The 14,312-nt window shown below is 61.4% G+C and carries 11 protein-coding genes; 8 read left to right on the plus strand and 3 right to left on the minus strand.

Translation table 11 applies throughout. From position 1 onward, the window contains the following. Nucleotides 1-116 precede the first annotated feature (116 nt). Nucleotides 117-2,285: an esterase-like activity of phytase family protein gene (locus IEV82_RS02375; protein ID WP_188480342.1), complete on the minus strand. Its 2,169-nt coding sequence runs from the start codon at nucleotides 2,283-2,285 to the stop codon at nucleotides 117-119. Between the two features lie 191 nt (nucleotides 2,286-2,476). Beyond that, nucleotides 2,477-3,952, minus strand: coding sequence for an NAD-dependent succinate-semialdehyde dehydrogenase (locus tag IEV82_RS02380; RefSeq protein WP_188480343.1), 1,476 nt, complete (start codon nucleotides 3,950-3,952; stop codon nucleotides 2,477-2,479). 82 nt (nucleotides 3,953-4,034) lie between these two features. Between IEV82_RS02380 and IEV82_RS02385 the strand changes: the two genes are divergently transcribed. From IEV82_RS02385 to IEV82_RS02420, 8 genes are all read left to right on the plus strand, one after another. Beyond that, on the plus strand, nucleotides 4,035-4,832 hold the full coding sequence (locus IEV82_RS02385; RefSeq protein WP_188480790.1) for a hormone-sensitive lipase: 798 nt from the start codon (nucleotides 4,035-4,037) through the stop codon (nucleotides 4,830-4,832). Nucleotides 4,833-4,956: 124 nt separating this feature from the next. Then, nucleotides 4,957-6,207: a sarcosine oxidase subunit beta family protein gene (locus IEV82_RS02390; RefSeq protein WP_188480344.1), complete on the plus strand. Its 1,251-nt coding sequence runs from the start codon at nucleotides 4,957-4,959 to the stop codon at nucleotides 6,205-6,207. Continuing rightward, nucleotides 6,207-6,494 carry a sarcosine oxidase subunit delta gene (locus IEV82_RS02395; RefSeq protein ID WP_188480345.1) on the plus strand — a complete coding sequence of 96 codons (288 nt, stop codon included), beginning with the start codon at nucleotides 6,207-6,209 and terminating at the stop codon, nucleotides 6,492-6,494. The genes IEV82_RS02390 and IEV82_RS02395 overlap by 1 nt, the downstream gene beginning before the upstream one ends. Beyond that, nucleotides 6,491-9,445 (plus strand): sarcosine oxidase subunit alpha family protein, encoded by a 2,955-nt coding sequence (locus IEV82_RS02400; RefSeq protein WP_188480346.1) that lies wholly within the window; start codon nucleotides 6,491-6,493, stop codon nucleotides 9,443-9,445. Before IEV82_RS02395 ends, IEV82_RS02400 begins: the two co-directional genes overlap by 4 nt. After that, nucleotides 9,438-10,001: a sarcosine oxidase subunit gamma gene (locus IEV82_RS02405; protein ID WP_229747634.1), complete on the plus strand. Its 564-nt coding sequence runs from the start codon at nucleotides 9,438-9,440 to the stop codon at nucleotides 9,999-10,001. Before IEV82_RS02400 ends, IEV82_RS02405 begins: the two co-directional genes overlap by 8 nt. 73 nt (nucleotides 10,002-10,074) lie before the next feature. Further along, entirely contained in the window at nucleotides 10,075-11,544 is a 1,470-nt protein-coding gene (locus IEV82_RS02410; RefSeq protein WP_188480348.1) for a TrkH family potassium uptake protein, read from the plus strand. A 3-nt stretch (nucleotides 11,545-11,547) separates the two neighbouring features. Continuing rightward, nucleotides 11,548-12,204, plus strand: coding sequence for a potassium channel family protein (locus IEV82_RS02415; RefSeq protein ID WP_188480349.1), 657 nt, complete (start codon nucleotides 11,548-11,550; stop codon nucleotides 12,202-12,204). Nucleotides 12,205-12,263: 59 nt separating this feature from the next. Beyond that, on the plus strand, nucleotides 12,264-12,416 hold the full coding sequence (locus IEV82_RS02420) for a hypothetical protein (RefSeq protein WP_188480350.1): 153 nt from the start codon (nucleotides 12,264-12,266) through the stop codon (nucleotides 12,414-12,416). 83 nt (nucleotides 12,417-12,499) lie between these two features. On the opposite strand, the gene IEV82_RS02425 is transcribed toward IEV82_RS02420, so the two are convergent. After that, nucleotides 12,500-14,209, minus strand: coding sequence for a sensor histidine kinase (locus IEV82_RS02425; RefSeq protein WP_188480351.1), 1,710 nt, complete (start codon nucleotides 14,207-14,209; stop codon nucleotides 12,500-12,502). Between the last annotated feature and the right edge of the window lie 103 nt (nucleotides 14,210-14,312).

Raw genomic sequence — 14,312 nt, forward strand, 5'->3', positions numbered from 1 at the left:
CACGGGTCCAGTGAAGACGACAGAAGGCGCGGGTCATCCCGCGCCTTCTTTGTTTTCGTCGCAATCCAGACAAAAGCCCCCGCCCGCGTTGACCAGCAGGGGCTTTCGCATTTTGATCAGAGCCCGCCCTCGATGGAGAAGAGCATCGTTTCGCCGGAGTGGTCATCGACGCCGTCATTGTCGGTGGACACCCACATCGTGCCGTCTTCGGTGATGGCAAGACCTTCGACCTTGTCCAGCACGTAGCCGCCTGTGGATGTCAGGTAAGGCAGCAGGTCGACGACCTCTTCCTTGGCCACGACCGGCAGGTCACCACCTAAGGCTGCGGGCACCATCTCGGTCAGGGCAACACGATAGACCTTCTTGGTCACGGCCGCGTCACCGATCTGGTTGTCGCGTTCGATGATGTAGACATGATCGCCGTGTGCTGTGATTTCCGACAGACCGACCCAACCGGTGGCGGGTTCGGCTTTCTCGTAGCGCACGGCGCCCCATTCCTCGGTCTCGAGGTTGTAAGCCACCAGTTTCACGTGGTTCTTCGGATCGTCGGCCCATTCACGCTGAACCGCCATCCACAAGGTATTGCCCACCTTGGTGATGCCTTCGAAACCAAAGCGCGACTCGACCGCGAGGAGTTCTGACGGCACCGGAATGGTGGCTTCGATCTCGCCATCGGCATTGACGTGGTAGAGCGCGTGCAGGATGCCGCGATCCAGACGGCCTTCGGAGGCAACCCAGTAGCCACCTTCACCGTCCAGCGTGATGCCTTCCATATCCATCAACTGCGCAGGCTGACCGCCGCGGGTGACAGGGATCGCCTTGACGATCTGCGCCGGGGTCTGGCTTGGGTCGATGTGGAAGATGGTGGGCTGGAAGCCATAGAAGCTGTCATTGACCGCCCAGATCGTGCCATCGGCATCCGCCACCATGCCGGAATTGGCGCCCCAGCCTGTCAGGGTGTCCATCCCGGCAGAGGTGATGTGCGGATAGACAGCGGGTGCGTCCTGATATTCGTAAATCATGACATGCGACCGTGCGCCGCCATCCTCCAGCAGATCAGCCTCGTTTGCCGTCACAAGCAGGTTGCGCGCCGGAATCGCCACAGCCCCTTCGGGTGCGACACCCGACGGCAGCAATTGCTTGAGCGTCGGGTTGGCCGGGTCGGTCATGTCGTAGACGCCGATGATCGAGGACCGTTCTGCCAGCAGGAAGACGTAAGGTGTGCCGCCAAAAGTGCCGAATTCCATGCCTTCGGGTTCCACACCCTTGGCGTCTGAGCGACGGTCGGGATAGTGGCCGATCTGCACAATGGCGTGTTCGAAAGACACACCGCTTTCGTAAACGACGCTGCCATCCTTATTGAACACGGTGAACCCGCGCGAGCCGCCATCCATGTCGCCTTCGTTGGCGGTCACGAAATGGTCGGTGTCGATCCACTGGATGCCATCGGGTTCACGCGGAACGCTTGCCTGGCTTTCATTGAACAAGAGCGCCGCGCGTTCGTCGGTGGCGTCAATGCCTTCGAGGTCAACTGCGCCCGCAGAGAAATGGCTGACCACCTCGCCGGTCGAGGACAGCACGACAATGTGATTGTTTTCCTGAAGCGTCACGACGATTTCGCCATTGGCGCTCACATCGACGAACTCGGGCTCGGGGTCTTCGCCTGCAACTTCGGCAAGGCCGGTCACGTTCGCACGGATTTGCGCGTCGCACTGCATCGTGCCATCTGCATTCAGCGGGATGATCGAGACATGGCCTGCCGGCATCTGCGGCACGCGACCATCGCCTGCGTCTTCGTCGCGTTCGTTTTCAACGGCGACAACAACGAAGGACCCATCGGGCGCAACGGCGGTCGAATCCGGCTGACCGCCCAGATCGCAGCGACCGGCTTCGGCGCCTGTCGCCATGTCCAGATGCATCAGGTAACCCGACGGTGCGGTAAAGCTTTCCGAGGTGTTCACACCGACGAACACCGTGTTGCCCAGCGCGGACACCGCTGTCGGCTCGCCGCCTTCGAGGGCGACATTGCCCTTGGGCTGCGGATTTGCCGGGTCAGTGATGTCGATCATGCCGACCACGCCCAGAGGGCTGTCGGAATAGACCAGCGTCATGCCGTCTGCGCTGGCCGAAATGATCTCGGCACTGGATTCGCGGGCGGTGTCTTCGCCCTCGGCCATGTTTGCGACGACAGGGAAGGAAGCGACGCGGTTGAAATTCATCTCGGCCGCAGCGGCAGAGGCGGTCAGAGCTATGGCCGATGTCAGGCACAGCGCACGATATGTCATGGAAATCCCCCTTGGATGGACAAGGAGTGACGTGCCGCGCAGGCGCGACAGGAGCATGACAGTTTTGATTCAGTTTTGTGAACTTGTGGCGCGGGGTGTTCAAAGGGTCACTGTCATTGAATCAAAGAGGCCGGGCAGAAGCCCGGCCTACATTTTTTTTGCAGTCGGCCGGACGTCTGCCCGGCTTCCTGTCAAACGCTCATGCAGACATATTTCATCTCGAGGAATTCCTCGATGCCGTGGTGGCTGCCTTCGCGCCCAAGACCCGACTGCTTGACGCCGCCAAAGGGGGCAACCTCGGTCGAGATGATGCCGGTGTTCACGCCGACGATGCCGTATTCCAGCGCCTCGGCCACCTTGTAGACGCGGCTCAGATCCTTGGCATAGAAATAGCTGGCCAGACCGAAGATCGTGTCATTCGCCAGCTCGATCACATCATCCTCGGTTTCGAACTTGAAGAGCGGAGCAAGCGGGCCAAAGGTTTCCTCGGTCGAGAACGCCATGTCGCGGGTCGCGCCGGTGACGATGGTCGGCGCAAAGAAATTGCCGCTGAGGTTCTGTTCCCTCTCACCAAGGATCACCTCGGCACCTTTGGATTTTGCGTCCGCGATATGCTCCTGCACCTTTTCCAGCGCCTCGGCATTGATCAGCGGGCCAAGGTCGGTGCCCTCTTCAAGCCCATCGCCCACCTTCATCTTCGAGACCTTGTCTTTCAGCTTTTCTGCGAAAGCGTCATAGACACCGGCCTGAACATAAATGCGGTTCGCACAGACGCAGGTCTGACCGTTGTTGCGGAACTTGCACAGGATCGCTCCGTCCACGGCTGCATCCAGATCGGCGTCGTCGAATACGATGAAGGGTGCGTTGCCGCCCAGCTCCATCGAGCATTTCATCACCTGATCGGCGGCCTGCCGCAACAGGATGCGGCCTACCTCGGTCGAGCCGGTAAAGGTGATCTTGCGCACTGCAGGGTTCTCGCACATCTCCTTGCCGATCTCGGAGGACGAGGATGACGGGACGATGTTAAGCACGCCCGCCGGGATGCCGGCCCGTTCAGCCAGTACACCCAGCACGAGGGCCGAGAGCGGTGTTTCGGACGCGGGACGCGCGACAAAGCTGCACCCGGCGGCCAGCGCCGGACCCGCCTTGCGGGTGATCATCGCGTTCGGGAAGTTCCACGGCGTGATTGAGCCGACAACCCCGATGGGCTGCTTGATCACCATGATGCGTTTGTCGCGCTGATGGCCGGGGATGGTTTCGCCATAGATGCGCTTGGCCTCTTCGGCGAAGAACTCGATGAAGGACGCGCCATAGGCGATCTCGCCCTTGGCCTCGGACAGCGGCTTGCCCTGTTCGGCAGTGAGGATCGTGGCAAGGTCATCCTGGTGTTCCATCATTAGGTTGAACCATTTGCGCAGCACGCCCGCGCGCTCCTTGCCGGTCCATTTGGCCCAGTCCTTCTGTGCCTTTTCGGCGGCGGCAATCGCGCCCGCGACTTGTTCGCGCGACAGGTCGGCCACCTCGGCGATGGTGTCACGGCGCGCCGGGTTGTCGACCGCGAACGTGCCCCTGTCCCCATCGATCCACGCACCGTTGACATAGGCGCGGGTTTCCAAAAGCGATGGGTCGTTGAGCAGGCTGGCGAGGTTCGTTGTCTGGTCGAGCATGGAGTCCCTCCGGATTTTTTGCTGACAAAGGTGGAACACTTGATACATGCAATGACAAGTGTTGATGTTTCGGAGCAGCGCCGTGGAACTGGATGACGCCTACGCCAATAGCAAGCATATCCCCAATGGTGACAGCTTCCCTGCCATCTGGCGCGCCGATGCAGATGCGTTTCGGCAAAGGATGTCCGTTCTGGGCCGCGCCCGGCTGGGGGTGATGTACGGGCACGGAACGCGCGAGATTGTCGATCTGTTCCTGCCTGACGGCGTTCCCAAGGGACTTTTCGTGTTCGTGCATGGCGGGTTCTGGCGGCAGACCGACGGATCACTCTGGTCGCATTACGCGCAAGGCGCGCTGGATCATGGATGGGCAGTTGCGATTCCGACCTACGATCTTTGTCCTCGCGTGCGCATTGCAGACATCACGCGACAGGTCGCAACTGCCATTTCCGTCATCGCGCGCGATGTGCCCGGCCCGATCCGCCTTGCCGGGCATTCGGCAGGTGGACATCTCGTGGCGCGGATGCTGGCCCCAGGAATGCTGCCCGAAGACGTTCGCGCACGAATTGTCAAATGCGTGCCGATCTCGCCGCTTTCGGATCTGCGCCCGTTGCTCCAAACCTCGATGAATGCCGACTTCCAGCTGGACGAAGCCTCGGCCCTTGCCGAAAGCCCGATTGCCATGGAGGTGCCGGACATTCCAGTGACCGTCTGGGTGGGCAGCGACGAACGCCCCGCCTTCCTGGATCAGGCACAATGGCTGGCTGACGCATGGGGCTGCGATCATGTGATCGAGCCCGGCAGACATCATTTTGATGTCATAAATGGCATGACTCGCGCCGACAGCCCCCTGATGCGGGCAATTCTCGAAAGCCCGTCTTGACACTGCGCGGAATTCGGCAAGAGCTTCCGACGCACAATGTCTTTTTCAGACCGTCAGATGACTGAAAGAGGCAGGCTGCACCGCTTTGCCCCGTGCGAGGGTCGCCGGAAAGGAGTCGACTGACATGCGATATTCAGGCTTTCGGGTGATCAAGGAAGCGCTCACCGGCCATCGCGGCTGGGGTCCGGCATGGCGTGATCCCGAACCGAAATCCGACTATGACTTTGTCATCATCGGGGGTGGCGGGCATGGTCTGGCGACGGCCTATTACCTCGCCAAGGAATTCAAGCAGTCGCGCATCGCCGTTCTGGAAAAGGGCTGGATCGGCGGCGGCAACGTGGGGCGGAACACCACGATTGTCCGGTCGAACTACATGCTCGACGGGAACGAGCCGTTCTACGAATTCTCGCTCAAGCTCTGGGAAGGGCTGGAGCAGGAGCTGAACTACAACGCGATGATGAGCCAGCGCGGGATCATCAACCTGATGCATTCCGACGCCCAGCGCGACGCCTATATCCGGCGCGGCAACGCGATGATCCTGAACGGCGCGGATGCCGAATTGCTGTCGCAAAAGCAGGTGTTGGAGAAGTATCCATTCCTCAACGTGCAGAACGCGCGCTTTCCGGTCATGGGCGGACTGTTGCAGGCGCGTGCGGGCACCGCGCGGCACGACGCGGTGGCCTGGGGCTATGCCCGTGCCGCCGACCAGCGCGGGGTCGACATCATCCAGAATTGCGAAGTCACGGGTTTCCGCATCGAAAACGGCAAGGTTCTCGGCGTCGAAACCTCGCGCGGCTTTATCGGTGCGAAAAAGGTCGGCGCTTGCGTGGCCGGGTCGTCATCAAAGGTGATGGCCTATGCCGGGATGCGCCTGCCCATCGAAAGCCATGTGCTTCAGGCGTTTGTTTCGGAAGGCCTTAAACCCGTTCTCCCCGGTGTCATCACATTCGGCGCCGGGCATTTCTATGTCAGCCAGTCCGACAAGGGCGGGTTGGTCTTCGGCGGCAATATCGACGGCTACAATTCCTACGCCTCGCGCGGCAACCTGCCCATGGTCGAGGACGTGATGGAAGAGGCCATCGCGATGTTCCCGATGATGGGCCGCGCACGGCTGCTGCGATCCTGGGGCGGGATCATGGACATGTCGATGGACGGCTCACCGATCATCGACAAGACCCATATCGACGGGCTCTATTTCAACGGCGGCTGGTGTTACGGCGGGTTCAAGGCGACACCTGCCTCGGGTTTTGTCTATGCCCACCTGCTGGCCACCGACACTCCGCACAAGACAGCCACAGAGTTCCGTCTGGACCGGTTCCACACCGGGCACATGATCGACGAAAAAGGGATGGGCAATCAGCCCAATCTGCACTGATGATTATCAACCATCCGCTTCTTGGCCCACGCGACCTCAGCGAATTCGTCTATCTTGGCGATGCCTGCCTCATGAACCGGCCCGACTGGCAGGCGGACGACGCGCTCGAGCAGTTCATCGACTACGGCTACACCCGCGACAACCGGGCAGGTCTGCACCGCGAGCTATGGTATCACGAACAGGGGGACCGGTCGTGGCTGGTGGTGACGCGAAACACGGTCACGCACGAGATCACACAGGTGGAACTGGCCCGTGACGTGGCGCGGGCAGAGGGGCGGTCCAAATGACCCAGAAGAACCGTTTGGACGGCGGGCTGATCGACCGGTCCGAGACCTGGTCCTTCCGCTTCGACAGCCAGTACTTCAAGGGGCACAAGGGCGACACGCTGGCCTCCGCGCTGCTGGCCAATGGCGTTCGACTCATGGGACGGTCGTTCAAGTACCACCGCCCGCGCGGGCCGATGACCGCCGGGTCGGAAGAACCCAACGCGATTGTCGAACTGCGCGAAGGCGCACGCAAGGAGCCCAACACCCGCGCCACCACGGCAGAGCTTTATGACGGGTTGCGTGCCAGTTCGCAAAATCGTTGGCCGTCGCTGAAATTCGACGCGATGCAGGTGAACGACCTGCTGTCGAACTTCTTTGCCGCCGGGTTCTACTACAAGACCTTCATGTGGCCCGCTGCGTTCTGGGAAAAGGTTTATGAGCCCATCATCCGCCATGCGGCTGGTCTGGGATCGCTCAGCCTTCAGGACGACCCGGATGGCTACGACAAGGGCTTCCTGCATTGTGATCTGCTGATCATCGGTGGTGGCCCGGCGGGTCTTGCTGCCGCGCTGACCGCAGGGGAAAGCGGTGCGCGGGTGATCCTGTGTGACGAGGATTTCCTGATCGGCGGCCGCCTGAACCTTGAGACTTATGCGGTCGGTGGCATGTCGGGCGCGGCTTGGGCGGCGGAAACCGTCGCGCGGTTGCAGGCAATGCCGAATGTTCGCGTCATGTCCCGCACCACGGCGATTGGCGTGTTCGATCACGGCGTCTATGGCGCGGTGGAACGGGTGAGCGATCATTTGGCTGTGCCCGAAGACGGCAAGCCAAGGCAAATCCTGTGGCGCATCACCTCCAAGCGCGCGCTGCTCTGCGCCGGGGCCACGGAACGCCCCATCGTGTTCGAGAACAACGACCGTCCCGGCATCATGCAGGCCAGTGCGGTGCGAGCTTATGCAAACCGCTGGGCGACAACACCCGCGCAGCAGGTGGCGATCTTCACCAACAATGACGACGGTCATCGCACCGCCTCTGATCTGGTCGCAAAGGGTGTCGAGGTCGTGTCGGTGATCGACACCCGCGCCGATGCGCCCACGTCGTCGGACTATGACGTCATTGCTGGCGGCGTGATCGACCAGACATGGGGGCGGCTTGGCCTGACCCAGATCGAGGTGAAGATGCCCAAGGGTGGCATTCGCCGGATCACATGCGGCGCGCTGGGTGTGTCCGGTGGCTGGAACCCGAACGTGCATCTGACTTGCCATCAAGGCGGTCGCCCGGTGTGGAACGAAGGGATCGCGGCCTTTGTCCCAAGTGGATCCCTGCCCCCCGGCATGACCGTTGCCGGAGCCGCACGCGGCATCTTCTCGACCCACGGCGCGCTGCACTCCGGCGCGGATCAGGCCAAGGCGATCCTGAGCGATCTTGGCATGAAGGTCAGCGCGCCCTCGCTGCCCGAGGCTGAAGACACCCCCACCCGCATCACTCCGTTCTGGCACGTCAAGACCGCCAAGCGCGCATGGGTGGACCAACAGAACGATGTAACCGCCAAGGACATCAAGCTGGCGCATCAGGAAAACTATGTCTCGGTCGAGCATCTGAAACGCTACACGACGCTGGGCATGGCGACTGATCAGGGCAAGACCTCGAACATCGCCGGTCTGGCGATCATGGCCGAAGTCGCGGGCAAGGCGATCCCGGAGGTCGGCACCACCATGTTCCGCCCGCCCTATACGCCGACGGCGATGGGTGTGTTCGCAGGCCGCGCATGGGGCATGGAAACGCGTCCCACGCGCCTGACCCCTTCGCACAAATGGGCCAAGGAACAGGGTGCCGTGTTCATCGAAGCCGGGCTTTGGCTGCGCGCGCAATGGTTCCCGCAGCCGGGTGAAACCCATTGGCGGCAAAGCTGCGACCGCGAGGTCATCCAGACGCGCAAGTCCGTGGGCATCTGCGACGTCACTTCGCTGGGCAAGATTGACGTACAGGGCGCGGATGCGGCGGCGTTCCTGAACTTTGTCTACTGCAACGGCTTTGCCAAGCTGCCCGTGGGCAAGGTGCGATATGGCCTGATGCTGCGCGAGGACGGGATCGTCATGGATGACGGCACCGCCGCGCGTCTGGCCGAGGATCATTTCGTCGTCACCACCACCACCGCCAAGGCTGTTCCGGTCTATCGGCATCTCGAATTCGTGCGCCAGTGCCTTTGCCCGGACATGGATGTGCAACTGATCTCGACCACCGACGCCTGGGCGCAATTTGCCGTGGCCGGCCCGAACTCCCGCAAGCTGCTGGAAAAGATCGTGGACGAGGGTGTTGACCTGTCGAACGATGCCTTCCCCTTCATGGCCTGCGGCGAAATCACCATCTGCGGTGGCTTGCGCGCGCGGCTCTTCCGCATCTCGTTCTCGGGCGAACTGGCCTACGAGATTGCCGTTCCGACCCGCTACGGCGACGCGCTGGTGCGGCGTTTGATGCAGACGGGTGAGGAATTCGATGTTGTGCCTTACGGGCTTGAAGCACTCAACGTCATGCGCATCGAAAAGGGCCACGCGACGGCCAACGAACTCAACGGAACAACGACCGCCCTGAACCTCGGGATGGGCAAGATGCTCTCCAAGACCAAGGATTCCATCGGATCGAAATTGTCCGAACGTCCCGGCCTGAACGAACCCGATGCGCTGAAACTGGTGGGTCTGAAGCCGGTGAAGCCGGATCACACCGTTCCCGCAGGTGCGCATCTGATGACCAAGGGCGCGAAGGTCACCGCGTCCAACGATCAGGGTTACGTGACCTCGGCCTGTTATTCGCCCAACCTCGGCTGCCACATTGCGCTAGGGTTCCTGAAATCCGGCGATACGCGCATCGGGGAAATCATCCGCCTTGTCAGCCCGTTGACCGGGGTCGATCACGATGTCGAAGTGGTCAGCCCGCATTTCCTTGATCCCGAAGGAGACCGCCTCCGTGCATGATCTGGCTCCCCTCTGCGCCCTTGGCGACAGCAACCCCCGGACAGACAGCGTCGCGGGTGTTGCCCTGACCGAAAACCCCGGTCATGCCTTTGCGTCCATTGCGGCACGGCTGGGGCAAGAGACCGCGTGCGCCGCACAACTTGCCACGCTTCTGGGCGGGGCTGCTCCGAATGTCGGCGCGATGGTCAGCACCAACACCTACATGGCCTTCTGGATCGGCCCGGATCAGTGGATGATCAGCGCCCCCTTCGACACGCACGAGGATCTGGCCGCGCAGCTCAAAGCGCGCTTCGGCAAGTCCGCGTCGATCACCGACCAGACCGATGCGTGGGTCTGTTTCCACATGCAGGGCGACGGGGTTGAAAGGGTGATGCAGCTCTGCGCAAATATCGACATCGAACAGATGCAGGTCGGCGCAGCCACGCGAAGCGTGATCCACTACATGGGGGTCTATGTCATCCGCACCGCACCGGACGCGCTGACGATCCTTGGCGGTCGATCATCCGCCGGATCATTGCATCATGCTTTGCTGACCGCGATGCGCGCCGCACTCTAGCGACAGGGGAACCTTTCCCGAAAGCCCGCGTTTCCGTTGCACATATGAACAACGGTGCCTTCGGGAAAAATTGATGTCCATTCGGCCTGCATCGGCTTTCGCCTCAGGTGCCGACAGCCTTGCGCAACGCGCACGCCCTTGGGTGATCGCGCTCACCATCGCTAAACACGCGCCGATCTTCGTGATCCTGTGCGGGCCACCAGCGGTTTGGGCCGCAACTGAGGAAGCTTGGGCGCTTGCCTTGGCACTGTTCGCGCCCTCAGTCGGTGCGCTCGGCATTTTCGCGCTCAGCACCCGCAAAGCCCTGCCGGACGATCTCAGGCGGATCGAAGCCTTGGTCACGGTTGCGCTTGTCATGCTGATCGGGGCGGTCCTGTCGGTGCCCGCGTTTATCGTGCTTGGCATGCCGGCCCACGCCGCCCTTTTCGAAGCGATGAGCGGGCTGACCACAACCGGACATTCGGTGGCCACCAATGCGGACAATTGGCCCTTTGCCGCGCATTTCCTGCGCGCTTGGCTGCAATGGTGCGGTGGGCTTGTCATGGCCACTGCGGTTCTGGCGCTGTTGCTGCCCCCCGGTGTGCCGACGCAAAGACTGGGCCGCGCGGGGATCGACCAGGGCGACCGAATTGCGTCGACCCGCGTTCAGGCCCGTCAATTGCTGACCGTGTATGTCGGACTGACCTGTGTGATGGCGGTCGCGACAATGCTCGCCGTCCCGGACTGGCGCGAAGGTCTGGCTCTCACGCTCTCGGCAGTCTCGACCGGAGGCTTTTCACCGCGCTCTGACAGTCTCGCATCCTACTCTGCTCTGGGTCAGGGCATCGTGATGCTGACATGCGTTCTGGGATCGGTGTCATTGCTGACATTCGTGCTTCTGGCCCAGCAGAAACCGTTCGAGGCATGGCGGCTCGGGTCCCTGCGTCGCGTGATGTTGACGCTGCTGCTGCTCTGCGCCGTTTACATCCTGATTTTGGTGAGTTCGGACGTCACGTCGACGGGTGCGATTTACACAGCCTGTCTCAACCTGATCTCCGGCCTGACAACATCGGGCTTTTCGACCTGCGACATCCCGATCACGGGCCCAGCCATGCTCCTGTTCCTGATCGCCATGGCCGTGGGCGGCGATGTCGGATCGACCGCCGGTGGGTTCAAGATCGCGCGCTTCGGCCTGCTGGTGCACGCGGCACGGCATGCTCTGGCCGATGTCCGTCTTCCCCGGCGGGCCGTCAATCCGCTGATGGAGAACCGCAAGAAGATCGAACCGGACACGCTGATCAGCCTTCTGGCGCTGCTTGTGCTCTACGCCGCCACGATGGTCCTGCTGTGGCTTCAATGCCTCGTCCATGGCCTGCCCGCGATCCCGGCGCTTTTCGACATCATCTCGACCCTGTCGACCGTCGGCCTGTCGAGCGGAGTCGTGACTGCCGATCTGCCGCCCGACCTGATCGTGACACTGACCTTCGCGATGTGGCTGGGGCGGCTGGAATTCATCGCCGTGCTGGTTCTGCTGGCACCCACAACCTGGCTGCAAAGGAGCTGACTCATGAGGGTCGTCATTCTGGGTGCGTCGCGTTTTGGCGCGGCCATCGCCAAGAAACTGATCGAGGAAAGCCACGAGGTCGTACTGATCGACAAGGATCGAGACCGCTTGGAAAACCTGTCCGAAGAACTGGATTGCGGCATGATCGAAGGCGATGGCACCATGCCCTCGGTTCTCGAGGACACCTACCGGGACGAGGACGATGCCTTTGTCGCCGTCACGAATGCCTCGGAAGACAACATCCTTGCCGCGCTCGTGGCGCGGTCCATCGGCTTTGGCCGGGTGATCCCGCAGATCGTGTCATCGCAGCTGCTCAATGTCTGCCATCAGCTGGGGCTGGACGACGTGATCAATCCGCACGCCACGGTCGCGGAAAGCATCGCGGAGGCGCTCGAGGACAAGGCCGCGCTCGACAGTGAGCCGGTCCTACAGCACCAGCTTCGGATGGAGCGCGTGACGGTCCCAGACGGGATGGATGGCAAGAAGTTCGGTGATCTCGACCTGCCCGACGGGGTGCGCGGGATTGCCCTGATCGATGATGAGACAGAGCATCTTCTGAACGAGGACGAGACCCTGTCAGCCGGGAACTCGATTGTTTTCGCAGCTGACCGCGATCAACTGGACGCCCTGCACGCGCTGTTCGAAATGACAGGATCGTGAGGCACGGATTGCGGAACGCAGCGTTTCCCGACGGGTTAATTCGTTGAAAGGAGGCCTAAATGACAATTGAATTTTTCTTACCGCTTCTCGCACTCATGACAATGCTTGCATTCATCATCTTCGCGTTGGTGAGCAAAAAGCGCACCGAAGAGAAGATCAAGGATCCAGAGGCACAGAAATCGCGTCTGGCGAAGGATGCTCCGAACCACTGAGTTCGGGCCTCTACATGCCAACAGTCAAGAAGCGCGCTCCATCTTTTTGGAGTGCGTTTTATTTTGACCTGCGGCCTGACAGGCTATTCGGGCGAGAACGGCTGGTACTCGAACGTGAGCGTCAGCCCGTGGCAATCCTCTTCGTCGATCTGCGTCAGGTCCGCGTCAAGCTGGCTTGCGAAGGCAAGGATCAGGCGCTTGCCCAACCCGGTACCAGACGGGGTATGCACCTCTGGGTTCACACTGTTTTCGATGGTCAGACGCACACGTGTCGCATCGCCGTCCTGCATTTCCTTGAGATGGACTTTCAGACGGAAAACCCCATCACGCCCCGGCCCCCCGTATTTGAAGGCGTTCGACAGCGCCTCGGTCGTCACCATCGCCAAGGGGCTGGTCTGGTCGGGCAAGAGCGTCACGGGATCCATATCAAGTTCGATCTCGACAGGCTTCTGATCACCGGCCCCGACCGCATTGACCTGCGCCACCAGATCCCCCAGCAGCACGTCAAACCGGATGCGCGTCAGCGACGGCTCCTGATACAGCGCCCGGTGCACCGAGGCGAGGCTGGTGACGCGATCCTGGAACTTCCGCAGCGCCGTCACCGCTTCGGGGCTGGCCACCTGCCGCACCTGCATGTTGATGATCGACGAGATAAGCTGAAGGTTGTTCTTGACCCGGTGGTGCACCTCTTTCAGCAGCACCTCGCGTTCGAACACCGCATTTTCCAGATCCGCCTCATCACGCAAGAGCTGGTCGGCCATCTCTTCGAACGTGGCATTGATGGTCTGGATCTCGCTTGGCGCATCGTTGATCTTTTCCGAGGACACGACATCGCGATATGTCGCAAAACGGCGCATCCGGCGCCCCAGATCGCTGATATGACGCAGCACCAGCCGGTTCAGGGAAATCACCGCAACGATGATCCCGACCAGCCACATCAGGAACGGAAACAGGAGCGTGGAGATCGTGAACCAAGTCGCGCTTGTGCGCTGCAACGCCGTGCGACCCCAGCTTCCCAGCGCATAGACCTCTCCAGGCAGGATCGGGACAACCGAGATCAGTCGCGTGTCCCCCGACCGGGTGGTTGCTGTGAAAAAAGAATCCGACTGATTGACGAACCCTTCGAAAGAGAGCCCCTCGGGCAGGTAATCCTCGATGGGTCCTTCGGGTGTCACACTGGACAGGATGTCGCCGTAGGAGTTGAACGTCACCAGAGCCACTGCCCCGTTCTGTCCGGTGACACTGTCAGGTTGCAGCAGTTTCTCGGTCTCAAAGGAAATCGTCACGAACCCCTTGAGCGTGTTGTCCGCCGAAAAGCTGGGATAGGCCACGATGATCACCGGCACGTTCGTGGCGGACCCCTGCGGATTAAACCTGATATACGGCTCCGGCGCGGAAAAAAGGTCGTCCGCCCGAGTGTCGGGCAAGACGTCGAAGGTGCGCCCCATGCTGTTGCACCGCGAGACAGAACCGGTCTCCAGCAGTCCGGCAAAGGAAAGCTGTGGATTGCTGGCGCGCACGCGCTGCATGATGGCAGTACATTCCTCGATGCTCAGATCCGTCGCGCCCAGCGTGTCTGCAAGCGCGGCCGCGGTTCCCATCTTGGTCAAGAGGTCACGGCGTTCGGGTTCGACCAGCGCACTCGTGCGGGCATGGATGGACGCTTCGAGATTGTCATGGGTGATGTTCAGCGCCCGCCAGCTTTGCCCCATCGCCACAAGACCGATCGGCAGCAGCGCAAGGGACAACAGGAACGCGATCCGCACGACAAGCATCTTGCGGAGCGATGTCACTCCGCTATCCTTGCCCTTGGGCATTGACCTATCGGGTTCCGGTGCATCCATCGGGTCTACATTGCCGCAACGCGGTCCGGCACCGAGCCATGTTGAATCCGGA

This window comes from Marivita lacus, assembly GCF_014637725.1.
Taxonomy (GTDB): Bacteria; Pseudomonadota; Alphaproteobacteria; order Rhodobacterales; family Rhodobacteraceae; genus Marivita; species Marivita lacus.